The following is a 14,074-nucleotide window of genomic DNA, read 5'->3' as shown; positions in this document are numbered from 1 at the left end:
CAGGCGCCGGTTCCCCCGAACCGGTGTCCCGCCCGCTCGGCGGCCGGCCCCGGGCGCGCGTACGCTTGCCCGGGTGAACGCCACCGACCGCACCCCTGCCGACCTGCTGAGTTCCGCGCTGTCCGCGGACCCGGGACGCCCCCTGGTGACCTTCTACGACGATGCCACGGGCGAGCGGGTCGAATTGTCCGTGGCCACCTTCGCCAATTGGGTGGCCAAGACCGCCAACCTCCTCCAGGACGAGCTGTCCGCCGAGCCGGGCGACCGGGTGGCGCTGCTGCTGCCCGCGCACTGGCAGACGGCGGTGTGGCTGCTGGCGTGCGCCTCGACCGGCACGCTCGCGGACATGGCGGGCGATCCGGCGGCGGCCGACATCGTGGTGAGCGGCCCGGACACGCTCGAGCAGGCGCGCGCCTGCCGGGGCTCCCGGGTCGCCCTGTCGCTCAGGCCGCTCGGGGCCCGCTTCCCGCAGCCGCCGGAGGGCTTCGCCGACTACGCGGTGGAGGTCCCGGGCCAGGGTGACCGTTTCGTGCTGTACGCGCCGGTGGATCCCGAGGAGCCGGCGCTGATCGTGGCGGGACGGGAGTTCACCGGGGCCGAGGTGGTCGAGCGGGCGCGCGCCGAGGCGCCGGAGATCGGGCTGACCGGCCCCGGTTCCCGCGTGCTGTCGGGGCTGCCGTACGACACCTGGGAGGGGCTGAACGCGGGCCTGTACGCGCCGCTGGCGACCGGCGGCTCCGTGGTGCTGTGCCGGAACCTCGACCGGCTCGGCGAGGACGCCCTCGACAAGCGCGTGGAGAGCGAACGGGTGACCGTCATCGCCCGCTAGGGGTGCCTTTCGGATCTTGCCGCTTCCGGTGACGGTGCCCCCGAGCCGAGCGGGGTCTGGTGCGTGCAGCTGCAAGGCGGAGGAGGGCGGCGACGCGTTGGGGGTCCCTCCCGCGCGAGCGCAGCCGAGCGTGGGGGAGTCGCCAACCGACGACAACGCCGCAGATGCGCGTGCCGGACCCCGCGACCCGCGGCAAGCTCCGAAAGACAGGCCCTGAGGGTGCCCGCGAAGTCCCGCCCGTTCCGCGCCGCCCTGCCCGTGCGACGGGCTCCCGGGTCCCCGTTCGGCGTAACAACACCCCGCCCTCACGGCCCGCCGGGGCCATGGTCGAAGGGACGCACCACACCGTTCCACGGGCCGTTCCGCCGGCCTCGGTACGCCGCGCCCGCTGCGGCGTACCCCGGCACGCAGTGAGGGGTGCATGAGCGAACCGCAACGGGCCCCGGAACCACCCTCGGGCGAGACCCCGGACCCATCCCCCGGCGCCACCGCGAGCGGACGCGGCCTGGCCCGCCGCAGGCGCCGCCGGTGGCTGCGCGGCACCGGGATCGGCCTGGCCTCGGTGCTGGTGCTGGCGGCCGGGGCGGGCTGGCTGGTGTACCGGAAGCTGGAGGGGAACATCACCCCGGACCAGGCGGCGACGGCCGAGCTGGAGCGGTTCGAGAAGGAGCGGCCCACCTCGCTGGTGAAGGACGCCCGGAACATCCTGCTGATCGGCTCGGACTCGCGCTCCGGCGAGGAGAACCGCCGCTACGGGCGGGACACGGGCACCGAGCGCTCCGACACGGCGATCCTGCTGCATCTGGCGGCGGGGCGGCGCAGCGCCACCGCGGTGTCGGTACCGCGGGACCTGATGGTGCAGGTGCCCGCCTGCCTGCGCCGGGACGGCACCCGCGCGGCCCCGGTGTTCGCGATGTTCAACTACGCCTTCGAGGTGGGCGGTTCCGCCTGCACCATCCGTACCGTGGAGAAGCTCACGAATGTCCGGGTCGACCATCATGTCGTGGTCGACTTCCACGGCTTCAAGGAGATGGTCGACGCGGTCGACGGGGTCGAGGTGTGCCTGCGCCGGCCGATCGACGACAAGGACGCCAGGCTGAGGCTGCCGGCGGGCCGGGTGACGCTGAACGGGGAGCAGGCGCTCGGTTTTGTGCGCGCCCGCAAGTCGCTCGGCGACGGCAGCGACACCGAGCGGATGGAGCGGCAGCAGCGGTTCCTGGGTGCGCTCGTCAGCAAGGTGCGCAGCAATGACGTGCTGCTGAATCCGGTGAAGCTCTATCCCGTTCTGGACGCGGCCACCTCGTCGCTGACGACGGACCCGGAACTGGCGAGCTTGCGTGGTTTGTACGAACTTGTGCGCGGGGTGCGTGACATCCCCACGGAACGTGTGCAATTCCTGACCGTTCCGCGGGAGCCGTATGTCCGCGACGTCAATCGGGACCAGCTCGCCCAGCCCGCGGCGGCGGAACTGTTCGAGCGGCTGCGCACCGACGCGCCCTTGGCGGTCGCCTCGGGCGACGGCCGTACGGACAGTGACGGAAAGGGCACGGAAAAGGTATCCGCGGAGCCTTCCGGGACGACTTCCCCGGCGCCGACCTTCTCCGGCAACACCGCCGCCGAGGACGCCTGTACGTAAAGGTGACGCGCAGGCAACTCCAAGACTGCGCACACTTGTCCAGAGAAATGGGCGAATTGCCCGCTTGTAGGAGCGTGGAATTTGTCACCGGCGTCGCCGCAGACTGTTTCGGGCGGTTAGTGTGAGCGATCCGGTGCGTCAGTTCCTTCAGGTCCAGTCCGTCAGGTCGGCCCTTGGGGAGCGCACTGCGAAACCGAGACCCGAGCGCCTTGGGAGGGGAAAGGCGCCGCGTGGCCCCGACGGAGGATGCAAGCGACCGTGGACGCGCAAGGCCGTGGGCGGGCGGAGAACATCGACCCCGCAGACCAATGGGTGTTCAACCCCACCACCGGTGAATACGAACTGCGACTGAGCCCTTCCGCACCGCAGTCGACCGTCCCCTCGCCGCGCAGACCGCACTCCCCCGGCGGGGCTCGCGGACGCACGACGGCCCCGGACCGCCCCGGGCGTGCGGTGCCCGAACGTGACGTGCCGCCGCCGCGCAGGCGCCGCGGTACGCCGCAGGAGCCGCCGCCGGGACGGCGCGGCCGCAGGCCGGTGAAGAAGGGGAAGGCGAAGAAGGCCCTGCTGTGGACCGGCGGGACGATGGCGTTCGTGGTGCTCGCCGCCGGTACGGCCGGCTACCTGTATCTGAAGCACCTCAACGACAACATCACCTCCGTCTCCGACGACGGCGCCAGCACCGGTGGCTTCAGCAAGGACAAGGCGATCAACATCCTGCTGATCGGCACCGACAAGCGCACCGGGGCGGGCAACGAGGGCTACGGCGACAAGGGCAGCGAGGGCCACGCCGACACCACGATCCTGCTGCACGTCGCCAAGGACCGCTCCAACGCGACCGCGCTGAGCATCCCGCGCGACCTGATCGTGGACATCCCCGACTGCCCGACCACCCAGGAGGACGGCTCGCAGAAGGTCATCCCGGGCTCGCAGGGCGTCCGCTTCAACACCAGCCTGGGCCAGGGCGGCCGTACGCCCAGCTGCACCGCGCGGACGGTGACCGAGCTGACCGGCATCACGCCGGACAACTTCATGGTGGCCGACTTCAACGCGGTCAAGACGCTGACCACCGCGGTCGGCGGCGTCGAGGTCTGTCTGGCGAAGGACATCGACGACCCCGACTCCCATCTGAAGCTGTCCAAGGGCACGCACACCATCGAGGGCGAGACGGCGCTGGCCTTCGTCCGCACCCGCCACTCGGTGGGCTTCGGCGGCGACTTGAGCCGGATCGAGCTGCAACAGCAGTTCCTGAGCGCGCTGATGCGGAAGCTGAAGTCGAACGACACGCTCACCAGCCCCTCGAAGATGATCAAGCTGGCGGAGGCGGGCACCGAGGCGCTCACCGTCGACTCGCAGCTGGACAGCATCAACAAGCTCAAGGACCTCGGCCTGGAGCTCGGCAAGCTCAACGTCAAGAACCTGACCTTCACCACGCTGCCGGTGAAGGACAACCCGGCGGAGAAGGTGCCGACGACCGTCGTCGTCGACGAGTCCAAGGCCCCGCAGGTGTTCGACATGATCAAGAACGATGTGTCGTTCACCGAGGTCAAGAAGCAGAAGAAGAAGGAGAAGGCGGCCGCCGCCGCACGGCTGAAGGGGCCCAAGGCCCCGGCCTCCGAGGTGCGGGTGCGCATCCTCAACGGCGGCGCCAAGTCCGGCTCCGCCCAGTCCACGCTGAGCTGGCTCCAGGTGCAGCAGGGCGTCACCAAGTCGGAGAACGCGGGCAACGCGCCGGAGACGCTCAGCAGAACCACGCTGGAGTACGCGCCGGACCAGGCCGACCAGGCGCGCCGGCTCGCCGACATCATGGGCCTGTCCGGCTCGGCGCTGAAGCCCGGCAAGAGCGTGACCAACTCGCAGGGCCTGCCCGCGATGACGCTGACCCTGGGCAAGGACTTCAAGGGCGCCGGGGTGCCGGTCTCGGGCACGTCCGAGGCGCCGGAGGGCATCCAGAAGTCCACGGCGGACAAGGTCAAGTGCGCCAAGTGACCTGAGGGGCCTGTGCCACGTCCTCAAGGGCGGGGCACAGGCCCTCGTACGACTGCGCGGGGGTGCACAGCGGTGGGGAGACCGAAGGTGGGGGACGCACGACGATGACGCGAAGCAGCGTGCACGAGGAGCGGACACGGCCGTCCTCGGAGGGCGGAGAGGGGCCGGGCAGACGCCGCGCCGCGGCCGCCGGGCGGCACGGCACGGGCGGGCCGCGGCGGGGGCGGCGCGCCCTGCGCTGGTCGGCGACGACGCTGGCGGTGCTGATACTGGGCACGGCCGGGGCCGGATACCTCTACTACGAGCACCTCAACGGCAACCTCGGCAAGGGCGAACGCAGCAGCGGCGACTCCAAGGTGGGCAAGTCGCAGCCGAACGCGGACGGGCACACGCCGCTGAACATCCTGCTGATCGGCTCCGACAGCCGCGCCTCCGACGAGAACGTCAGGCTGGGCGGCAGCCGCGACACCCGGGGTGAACCGCCGCGCGGCGACGTGCAGATGCTGATCCACCTGGCCGCCGACCGCAGGAGCGCCGCGGTGGTGAGCATCCCGCGCGACACCCGGGTCGACATCCCCCGCTGCACCGACCCGGAGAGCGGGAAGGTCTACCCGGCGACCAACGACATCATCACCTCCACCCTGGGCCGGGGCGGGGCGGGCTGCACCCTGGCCACCTGGCAGAACCTCACCGGCGTCTACATCGACCACTGGATGACGATCGACTTCGCCGGCGTGGTGCGGATGGCCGACGCCATCGGCGGCGTCGAGGTGTGCGTCAACCAGAACGTCTGGGACCGCCCGCTGCCCACCATGCCCGGCGGTTCCGGGCTGAAGATGAAGGCGGGCTCCCACAAGGTCAAGGGCGAGCGGGCCCTGCAGTGGCTGCGCACCCGCCACGCCTGGGGCAGCGACCAGCTGCGCGCCCGGGCGCAGCACATGTACATGAACTCGATGATCCGCACCCTGCGGCAGCAGAACGTCTTCACCGACACCGGCCGGCTGACCGACCTCGCCGAGGCGGCCACCAAGTCGCTGACGGTGTCGGAGGAGATCGGGTCGGTGAAGAAACTCTTCGATCTGGCCATGCAGTTGAAGACGGTGCCGCCGGACCGGATCACCATGACCACGATGCCCACGGTCGAGGATCCGCAGAACCGCAACCATCTGCTCCCGGACGGCGCCGACGCCGAGCAGGTGTGGACGATGCTCCGCGACGACATCCCCTTCGACGACAAGGGCGGCGCGTCCGGTGCGCGGAAGGCGGCGGACGCCGAGCCCGCCAAGGACCCCTCGGCGCCGGACGGCGAGATCAGCGTCCAGGTGCAGAACGCCACCGGCACCGCCGGCCAGGGCCCGGTCAGCGGCCGGGCGAGCGCCGTGGCGCAGACCCTGGCCGGCAAGGGCTTCGTCAAGGCGGCACCGGACCCCTCCAAGGCCGGGTCGGAGAAGCGGACGGTGGTGCGGTACCCGAGCGGGGACCTCAAGGGCGACGCCCAGCGGGTCGCCAAGGCGCTCGGGATCCCGCTGAGTTCGGTCAAGCCCTACGAGGACGCCTCCCAGGTGACCGTCGTGGTGGGCGCGGACTGGCGGGAGGGTGCGGCCTACCCGGAGCAGAAGTCCCCGTCGGCCGGTGACCTGCCGGAGAACACCGACGCGCTGAAGGCCTCGGAGAAGGGCAAGTGCATGGACGTGTACAAGCCCTACCGCTGGTAGGGAGCCCTTCCGAACATTCGTTGAAACCAGTTGATGCCAGGGGGCAACTGACGGGCCCGTCAAGCGTCTAACAGGACGCAGGACGGCCCTGCTTCACGACCCGAGGAGTGCCAGGGGTGGGGAGGACGGCGGCAGTGACCCAGAACGCCGCGCGGGGAACGCTCCGTGACGACGACCGGAGCGATCCGCCCCCGGACGAGAACGTCACCGGCACCGAGGGCGGTGCCGACGAGGGCACCGGGAGCGGCGGAGAACGCGGCGGCGGGGGCGGCTCGCGCACCCGCCGCGGACGCCGGCTGCTCAAGTGGTCCGCGGCCGTCCTGGCGCTGCTCATAGCCGGCTCGGCGGCGGCCGGTTATCTCTACTACAAGCGGCTGAACGACAACATCGACAAGCAGCCGCTGAACCTGGGCGACAACAAGGTCGCCGCACCCACCCCGAACGCCGCCGGGCAGACCCCGCTGAACATCCTGCTCATCGGCTCCGACGCCCGGGACACCGAGGAGAACCAGAAACTCGGCGGCGCCCGCGAGACGTTCGGCTCCACGCCGCTGGCCGATGTGCAGATGCTGGTGCACCTGTCCGCGGACCGGACCAACATGTCCGTGATCAGCATGCCGCGCGACACCCTGCTGACGATCCCCAAGTGCACCGACCCGGAGGACGGCACCGTCTACCCGGCGAGCCAGGGCCGGGTGATGACCAACCAGAGCCTCGGGCGCGGCGGCCCCGGCTGCACGGTGGCCACCTGGCAGGAGCTGACCGGCATCCACATCGACCACTTCCTGATGGTCGACTTCGCCGGTGTGGTCTCCATGGCGGACGCGGTCGGCGGCGTCCCCGTCTGCGTGGACGCCAACATCCACTCCCGCACCAGCACCGGCCGCGGCTCCGGGCTGAAGCTGGAGAAGGGCACCACCTACATCAAGGGCAAGCAGGCCCTGCAGTGGCTGCGCACCCGCTACGGCTTCGAGGACGGCAGCGACCTGGCCCGCGCCAAGGCCCAGCACATGTACATGACCGCGCTGGTGAGGCAGCTGCGCGAGAACGCCACCCTGTCCAGCCCCGACAAGCTGCGCCGGCTCGCCGAGCGGGCCACCGAGGCGCTCACCGTGGACCCCGGCCTGGACACGGTCAAGAAGCTGTACGACCTCAGCGTCGAGCTGCGCAAGGTGAAGCCGGAGCGCATCACCATGACCACGATGCCCAACCGCTATGTGGGCGCCCGGGTGGAGCCCACCGAGGACGCCGAGAAGCTGTTCCGGCTGGTGCGTGAGGACATCCCGCTGGACGGCAAGGGCGTGAAGCCGTCCGGGAAGCCGGAGCGGTCCGTACCGTCGGACCCGGCCGCCCCGGACGACGAGATCGCCGTCCAGGTGCGCAACGGCACCCGCACGGACACCGAGGGCGCGGTGCCCGGCCGGGCGAGCGCGGTGCGCTCCCTGCTCGAGGACAAAGGTTTCACCGCCGCGACCGCCGACACCGAGAGCTCCCTGAGCGAGCAGCGGACGGTGGTGCGCTACCCGAGCGCCGACCTGGAGGGGGACGCCCGCCGCGTCGCCGAGGCCCTCGGCCTCCCGGAGTCGTCGGTGGAGCGCTCCACCGAGGTCTCCGGGGTCACCCTGGTCGTCGGGGCCGACTGGCGGGAGGGCACGGCGTACCGGGCGCCCGAGGAGGACGACACCACGCCGGAGTCGGCCCAGCCGCTCAACGGCGCGGACGACACGGCCTGCATGCACGTGGACCCGGCCTTCAGCTGGTGAGCGGCGGAACACCCGCGGTGGCGGACAGAACACCCGGTTCTGTCCGTCGTGTGGTGACCTTGGAGCAACGGGCGTAGGACGGAGGAGCGGGGGCCGACCCCCGGCCCCCTCTCGTCCCCTGGGAGGAAGCCATGACCCAGTCCGCTGCCGCCACCCCGATGAGCAAGGAGATGCAGGACTGCGTCACCGCGTGCATGTCCTGCCACAGCATCTGCGAGGAGACCATGAGCTCCTGCCTGCAGATGACCGGGCAGGCTCCGGTGCAGATCATGCGCGCGCTCATGGACTGCGCCGAGATGACCCGCATGTGCGCGGACATGATGATGCGGCGCTCGCCGCTGTCCAGCGAGATGTGCGCGATGTGCGCCAAGGCATGCGACATGTGCGCCGAGGCGTGTATGTCCATGCCGGACGACCAGCAGATGATGCGCTGCGCCGAGTCCTGTCGCTCCTGCGCGGAGATGTGCCGTTCGATGGCGGGCGCCACGATGTGACGCCGGCACCGGACACGGCCGAGGGCACCCCTTCCGGGGTGCCCTCGTCGGTCGCGGTGCGGCTCGGTCGCCGGTCGGCTCAGTTGCCGGAGACGGTGACCTTCTCGTCGTTCTTCAGCTCGTTGACCAGCTGCTTCACCTTGGGCATGTCCCACTGCAGGTTGCCGTTCCCGGCGTTGCCCGAGATCGGCATGTTCATGGACTTGCCCTCGCCGCCGCTGACGCCCTTCATCGCCCAGAACATGTCGGCGAGGTCGAACAGGCTCATGTCCTTGTCGACGATCAGCGAGTCCAGACCGGCGCCCATCGTCGGGTAGAGCTTGAACGGGTTCAGGACGGTGCTGGGCGTGGCCACCTGGTTGGCCAGGGCGGAGAGGAACTTCTGCTGGTTCTTGGTGCGGTCCAGGTCGGAGCCGGCCAGCGCGTACCGGGTGCGGACGAAGGCCAGGGCCTCCTCGCCGTTCAGGGTCTGCTTGCCCTTCTTGAAGTCGGCGCCGGACTTGGTGTCCTTGATGTCCTGCGGGATGTCCATCTCCACGCCGCCGACCGCGTCCACGATGTTGGCGAAGCCGGCGAAGCCGATCTCGACGTAGTGGTCGATGTGCAGCCCGGTGTTGAACTCCACGGTGCGCACCAGCAGCGTCGGACCGTCGATCGAGTAGGCGGCGTTCAGCTTGTTGGCGCCCATCGCGGCGCGGATCTTGCCGGACTCCGAGCCCTGGAACTTGGGGATGGTGATGTTGGAGTCGCGGGGCAGCGAGATCAGCGTCGGCCCGTTGTCGCCGGTGTGCAGGATCATCATCGAGTCCGTGCGCTTGCCCTCGGCGGAGCCGGTGTGCAGCTTCTTCTTCTGGTCGTCGCTCAGCCCCTCGCGGCTGTCGGAGCCCACGATCAGGTAGTTGGTGCCCTCGCCCTTCTCCGGGCGGTCGATCACCGTCGACAGGTCGACGTCACGGTTGAGCTTGGAGTCGGCCCAGAAGTACGTGCCGACCAGGGTGACTATCAGCACAGTGACGAGGGTGAGCGCGGTCCACTTGAACCGCCGGCGCCAGTCGGGCGCGTAACGCCCCGCGTACCGGTCGTCGGGGTCCCCGGGGATGCCGCCTCCGGGACGGCCGTAGACCTGGCCGTTGTTGTAGCCGCTGTCGTACCCGGCGTCATAGCCGCCGTCCGCGTACGACGGCTGCCGGGGCACGCCGCCGTAGCCGCCCTGCCCGGGCGGGGCCGCCGGACCCCGGCGCACCTGCCGCATCACGCGGGCGCTCTCGGGCTGCGCGCTCGCGCTCCCGCGTCCGTAGCGGCCGCCGCGGTTGTCGTCCCATGCCTCGGGCCAATCGTTCATGGGCCCCAGTGTGCAGGTCCGGCGGCCGTGCCATACAAGGGTCGTCGGAAAATAGGAGCGGCGCTGTTGCGAAGCCGACACAAATCACACGCATGTCACGTCGGCATAAGGTGGAGGCCATGACAGACCAGGCCCCAGCCGCACAGACGGAGAGTCCGGACATCCCGGGCAAGCCCACTTCGGCGTCCCGGACGACGCTCAGTCACATCATGACCCACAACGACACCAACCTTCTGGGCACGGTGCACGGTGGGGTGATCATGAAACTGGTGGACGACGCGGCCGGCGCGGTCGCCGGGCGGCACTCCGGCGGGCCCGCGGTCACCGCCTCCATGGACGAGATGGCCTTCCTGGAACCGGTCCGCGTCGGCGATCTGGTGCATGTCAAAGCGCAGGTCAACTGGACCGGCCGGACGTCGATGGAGGTCGGCGTGCGGGTCCTTGCCGAACGCTGGAACGAGTCCACCCCGCCCACCCAGGTCGGCTCCGCCTACCTGGTGTTCACCGCCGTGGACGCCGACGGCAAGCCCCGCCGGGTGCCTCCGGTGATACCCGAGACCGATCGCGACCGGCGCCGCTACCAGGAGGCGCAGATCCGGCGCACGCACCGCCTCGCCCGCCGCCGCGCGATCATGGAGCTGCGCGAGAAGCGGGCCGCGGAGGGCTACGACGACTGACGCCCGGCGCGGCCGCTGAGGCGCACCGCCGGGGCTATGACCCGCACCCCACCTCGTCGCCGCGGACCACGCCGACCTCGCCGCGTCCCGGGTCCTCGGCGCGCACCTTGCGGACCTTCTCGAAGTCCGCTCCGGCGATGACCTTCAGGGTGGCGCCCTGGTCCTTGACCGCGCGCAGCTCGCTGCCCGGCAGCGCCGCCGCCAGGGACTTCGCCGAGCGGTCCCAGCGCGGGTCGTAGGCGACGACGGTGCGCTTCACATCACGTTGCGCCGCGTTGACGGGGGCCTTGGTGGTGGCGAAGCCGGTCGCCGCCAGGGCCGCGTCGACGCGGCGGCCGAGGCCCGGCGTGCCGGTGCCGTTCTCCACCTGGACCCGGATCTGCTTCGGATCCACCGGGACGCGCTTGGCGGCGTCGCGCGGGTGGTGCACGGACAGCGGCTGGTCCCGGCGCAGCGCCTCGAAGATCTCGGCGGACTTCTCCGGGTCCCACTTCAGGGTCGAGCCGACGCCCTTGACCGGGTAGCCCATCGTCCCGATCGGCACGGTGATGAACTCCGAGGAGGAGGGTGAGAAGTTCCGCATCGCCCGGCCCAGGTCCAGCAGCTCGTCCGTGCCGAAGCCCTTGTCGGCGCGGACCGAGCCCAGCACGGCGCGGACCACGTCGCGGAACTTCATCGGGTTCAGCAGGATCCCGGAGGAGGTGACCCGGTCCACCAGGGCGGCCATGAAGCGCTGCTGGCGCTGCATCCGGCCGAGGTCGGAGACGCCGTCGACGTGGCGGGCCCGGACGTACTGCAGGGCCTGGCCGCCGCGCAGGGTGTGCCGGCCGGCGGGGAGGTCCAGCCCGGAGTGGCTGTCCTTGAGGTGCCGGTCGGTGCAGACCTCGACGCCGCCGACCACGTCGACGGTCTTCATGAAGCTGGTGAAGTCGACCTCCAGATAGTGGTCGATCTTCACCCGGGTCATCCGCTCGACCGTGCGGACGGTCAGCTGCGGCCCGCCCTCGGCGTAGGCGGCGTTCAGCTTCATCGGATGGCCGTGGTGCTGCTTGCCGCTGACGCGGTCGTGGTGGGGCGGCGTCATGGCGTAGGAGTCGCGCGGGAGGCTCACCACGCTGGCCCGCTCCCGGTCCTCCGAGATGTGCACGATCATGATGGTGTCGGTGCAGTTGCAGGGTGCGCCGCCCAGCCGGTACCTGCGCCGTTCCTCCTCGCTGAGTTTCTCCCGGCCGTCGGTGCCGACGAGCAGCAGGTTCATGCCGTGCCCGGCCTCGGGCCGGTTCTTCATGTCGCGGAACGGGTCCACCCGGTCGATCTCCGCGTCCAGGCTGGTCACCACGGTGTGGCCGATGCCCGCGGAGGCCAGTACCACCACGGAGAGCGTGGTCACCGCGCGCATCGCCCAGCGCGGCCTGCGGCGCGCGGGCGGCCGCGCGGCCCGGTGCGGCGGCTGCGGGCGGCGCTGCGGGGCGGGGCGGGGCCGGGGGGAGCGCGGCGGCGTGGACAAGGGGGAACACCTCCGGACGACGGCCGTACGCGGGATCGTGAGCACGGTAGGCCGATACGATCTCCGGCCCGGCATATCGCCCCCGGCGCGCGCGGAGGTGTCCCCCGTTCGCGGTAACGTGATGCCCCTATGAACGCCAATCCCGACGTGCGGCCCCCGGCCGTTTCCGTGATCATGCCTGTCCTCGACGAGGAACGGCACCTGCGTGGCGCGGTCCGCGCGATCCTCGCCCAGGAGTACGCCGGCGAGATGGAGGTCGTGATCGCCCTCGGTCCGTCCAAGGACCGCACGGACGAGATCGCCGCCGAGCTCGCCGCCGAGGATCCGCGGGTGCGCACCGTGCCCAACCCGACCGGCCGCACCCCGGCGGCCCTCAACGCGGCGATCAAGGCCTCGCGCCATCCGATCGTGGTCCGCGTCGACGGGCACGGGATGCTCTCCCCGGACTACATCGCCACCGCGGTCCGGCTGCTGGAGGAGACCGGCGCGCAGAACGTCGGCGGCATCATGCACGCCGAGGGCGAGAACGACTGGGAGCACGCGGTCGCGGCCGCCATGACGTCGCGGATAGGGGTCGGGAACGCCGCCTTCCACACCGGTGGCGAGGCCGGTCCGGCCGAGACGGTCTACCTGGGTGTGTTCCGGCGCGAGGCGCTGGAGCAGCAGGGCGGCTACAACGAGGAGTTCATCCGCGCCCAGGACTGGGAGCTGAACTACCGCATCCGCGAGGCGGGCGGGCTGATCTGGTTCTCGCCGGAGCTGAAGGTGTCCTACCGGCCCCGGCCGAACGTGCGGGCGCTGGCCAAGCAGTACAAGGACTACGGCCGCTGGCGGCACGTGGTGGCCCGCTACCACTCCGGCTCCATCAACCTGCGCTACCTCGCCCCGCCGGCCGCCGTGTGCGCGATCGCGGCCGGGACCGTGCTGGGCGCGCTGCTCACCCCGTGGGGCTTCGTGGTGCCCGGCGGCTACCTCGCGGCGATCCTGATCGGCTCGATACCGGCCGGCAAGGGCCTGCCGCTGAAGGCGCGGCTGCAGATCCCGGTGGCGCTGGCGACCATGCACATGTCGTGGGGCTGGGGCTTCCTGACCAGCCCGCGCTCCCTGGCGAGGAAGGTCATCGCCTCCCGCCGCCCGGCGGTCAAGGCGGACCGCACCCAGGCGGCCTGACTCCGGCCCACGGAGCCGCCCAACAGCGACAAGGGCGCTCGGGAAACCGGGCGCCCTTCGTCCTGACCGGCCCGGGGTACGGCAAGTTCCTGGGCGCGACGATCCGCTGCACATGTCGGGTTACGCAGTTTCCCGTTCTGTCAACCGTGATCGCTTGACCCGTCTGCCCGGGCCTCGGGAGCATCAGATGCGAGGCACTGACCGCGGCGCGGGAAGGGAACCCAGACCATGAAGGTCACCAAGCTGGTCAGCACGTGCGACATCAAGGACTGCCCGACGATCTACGCGACGGATCGCGGCTAGTGAGCCTTCTCCTAAGCCTGGTTGCCGCACCTGCCTCTCACTATCGGTCGCTCGCGAGAACGCGCGATCCGCGGGGGACCACAGCGGGGTTTCAGACGGCAACGTGAGGCTCCGCCGCCACCAAGCTGAGGCGCACGAGTGACGCGCAGGGGAGCGGCGCAGCGGCTGTTCACTGACCGACCGCTGATGACGATGCGCGTTTCCCGTGACTCCGGGCGAACGTGGGAGCCCGAACGGGCAGTGTCAGCGAGCGACGATCTGGCACCTCTGATGACTTCAGGGTGGCCGCCGTGCAAGTGCGCGCGGTGCGCCGAGTCCGGCAAGCGTTCCGACCGCTGAGCGGCTCTCCCCTTTGACTCCCGCCCGAACGGGCGGCGGCGGTCAGCCATGGCCGCGATTAGTCAGCAGGAAGGTGCAGTGATGCTGAACGGAACCGACCTGTACGCGCTCGACATCAACGGGGCCTCGTTCGTGAAGGCGTGTGGTGGCCCCTGCACCGAAGGGTGCGTGACCCTGGCCCGCATCGGTGACGACGCCTGGGCCCTGGGCGACAGCAAGCGGCCGGACGCGCAGCCGCTGCGGTTCACCACGGAGGAGCTGGACGCGGCCGGGATCGACCCCGCGCGGTTCGGTCTGAACGTCTGACCCT

Annotated in this window: 11 protein-coding genes; 9 read left to right on the top strand and 2 right to left on the bottom strand. The window is 70.8% G+C overall.

Translation table 11 applies throughout. The annotated features are described in order from the left end of the window. The first annotated feature begins 73 nt into the window (after window positions 1-73). From ABD198_RS06920 to ABD198_RS06895, 6 genes are all read left to right on the top strand, one after another. The gene (locus ABD198_RS06920; protein ID WP_343998497.1) at window positions 74-829 is read left to right on the top strand and encodes a TIGR03089 family protein; all 756 of its coding nucleotides are present in this window, start codon (window positions 74-76) and stop codon (window positions 827-829) included. Between the two features lie 421 nt (window positions 830-1,250). Next, the gene (locus ABD198_RS06915; RefSeq protein ID WP_343998496.1) at window positions 1,251-2,465 is read left to right on the top strand and encodes an LCP family protein; all 1,215 of its coding nucleotides are present in this window, start codon (window positions 1,251-1,253) and stop codon (window positions 2,463-2,465) included. 258 nt (window positions 2,466-2,723) lie between these two features. Then, the gene (locus ABD198_RS06910; protein ID WP_343998495.1) at window positions 2,724-4,454 is read left to right on the top strand and encodes an LCP family protein; all 1,731 of its coding nucleotides are present in this window, start codon (window positions 2,724-2,726) and stop codon (window positions 4,452-4,454) included. Between the two features lie 104 nt (window positions 4,455-4,558). Then, window positions 4,559-6,169: an LCP family protein gene (locus tag ABD198_RS06905; RefSeq protein WP_343998494.1), complete on the top strand. Its 1,611-nt coding sequence runs from the start codon at window positions 4,559-4,561 to the stop codon at window positions 6,167-6,169. Window positions 6,170-6,303: 134 nt separating this feature from the next. After that, complete coding sequence (locus ABD198_RS06900) at window positions 6,304-7,932, top strand: LCP family protein (protein ID WP_343998493.1); 1,629 nt, start codon at window positions 6,304-6,306, stop codon at window positions 7,930-7,932. A 131-nt stretch (window positions 7,933-8,063) separates the two neighbouring features. Further along, window positions 8,064-8,426, top strand: a complete 363-nt coding sequence (locus ABD198_RS06895) for a four-helix bundle copper-binding protein (protein ID WP_343998492.1) — start codon at window positions 8,064-8,066, stop codon at window positions 8,424-8,426. A 79-nt stretch (window positions 8,427-8,505) separates the two neighbouring features. Here ABD198_RS06895 and ABD198_RS06890 read toward each other — a convergent pair whose 3' ends face one another. After that, window positions 8,506-9,768 (bottom strand): LCP family protein, encoded by a 1,263-nt coding sequence (locus ABD198_RS06890; protein WP_343998491.1) that lies wholly within the window; start codon window positions 9,766-9,768, stop codon window positions 8,506-8,508. A 119-nt stretch (window positions 9,769-9,887) separates the two neighbouring features. Between ABD198_RS06890 and ABD198_RS06885 the strand changes: the two genes are divergently transcribed. Further along, complete coding sequence (locus ABD198_RS06885) at window positions 9,888-10,445, top strand: acyl-CoA thioesterase (RefSeq protein WP_343998490.1); 558 nt, start codon at window positions 9,888-9,890, stop codon at window positions 10,443-10,445. 34 nt (window positions 10,446-10,479) lie between these two features. Here the strand turns inward: ABD198_RS06885 and ABD198_RS06880 are convergent, their stop codons facing one another. After that, complete coding sequence (locus tag ABD198_RS06880) at window positions 10,480-11,952, bottom strand: LCP family protein (RefSeq protein ID WP_486388886.1); 1,473 nt, start codon at window positions 11,950-11,952, stop codon at window positions 10,480-10,482. A 129-nt stretch (window positions 11,953-12,081) separates the two neighbouring features. Here ABD198_RS06880 and ABD198_RS06875 point away from each other — a divergent pair, with 129 nt between their 5' ends. Both ABD198_RS06875 and ABD198_RS06870 read left to right on the top strand, forming a co-directional pair. Further along, a complete protein-coding gene (locus tag ABD198_RS06875; protein WP_343998489.1) occupies window positions 12,082-13,122 on the top strand; it encodes a glycosyltransferase family 2 protein in 1,041 nt (346 codons plus the stop codon). Window positions 13,123-13,845: 723 nt separating this feature from the next. Next, window positions 13,846-14,070, top strand: coding sequence for a DUF397 domain-containing protein (locus ABD198_RS06870; protein WP_124442010.1), 225 nt, complete (start codon window positions 13,846-13,848; stop codon window positions 14,068-14,070). The last annotated feature ends 4 nt before the right edge of the window (window positions 14,071-14,074 follow it).

This window comes from Streptomyces thermocarboxydovorans (assembly GCF_039524635.1).
Classification (GTDB): domain Bacteria; phylum Actinomycetota; class Actinomycetes; order Streptomycetales; family Streptomycetaceae; genus Streptomyces; species Streptomyces thermocarboxydovorans.
Note: the sequence above shows the minus strand (reverse complement) of the source record. Positions and strands in the feature narration are given on the sequence as shown.

Excerpts from the sequence above, each read along its gene's own strand:
- ABD198_RS06885 (WP_343998490.1), top strand. The coding sequence starts at position 9,888 with ATGACAGACCAGGCCCCAGCCGCACAGACGGAGAGTCCGGACATCCCG.
- ABD198_RS06895 (WP_343998492.1), top strand. The coding sequence starts at position 8,064 with ATGACCCAGTCCGCTGCCGCCACCCCGATGAGCAAGGAGATGCAGGAC.
- ABD198_RS06890 (WP_343998491.1), bottom strand. The coding sequence starts at position 9,768 with ATGAACGATTGGCCCGAGGCATGGGACGACAACCGCGGCGGCCGCTAC.
- ABD198_RS06870 (WP_124442010.1), top strand. The coding sequence starts at position 13,846 with ATGCTGAACGGAACCGACCTGTACGCGCTCGACATCAACGGGGCCTCG.
- ABD198_RS06905 (WP_343998494.1), top strand. The coding sequence starts at position 4,559 with ATGACGCGAAGCAGCGTGCACGAGGAGCGGACACGGCCGTCCTCGGAG.
- ABD198_RS06875 (WP_343998489.1), top strand. The coding sequence starts at position 12,082 with ATGAACGCCAATCCCGACGTGCGGCCCCCGGCCGTTTCCGTGATCATG.
- ABD198_RS06915 (WP_343998496.1), top strand. The coding sequence starts at position 1,251 with ATGAGCGAACCGCAACGGGCCCCGGAACCACCCTCGGGCGAGACCCCG.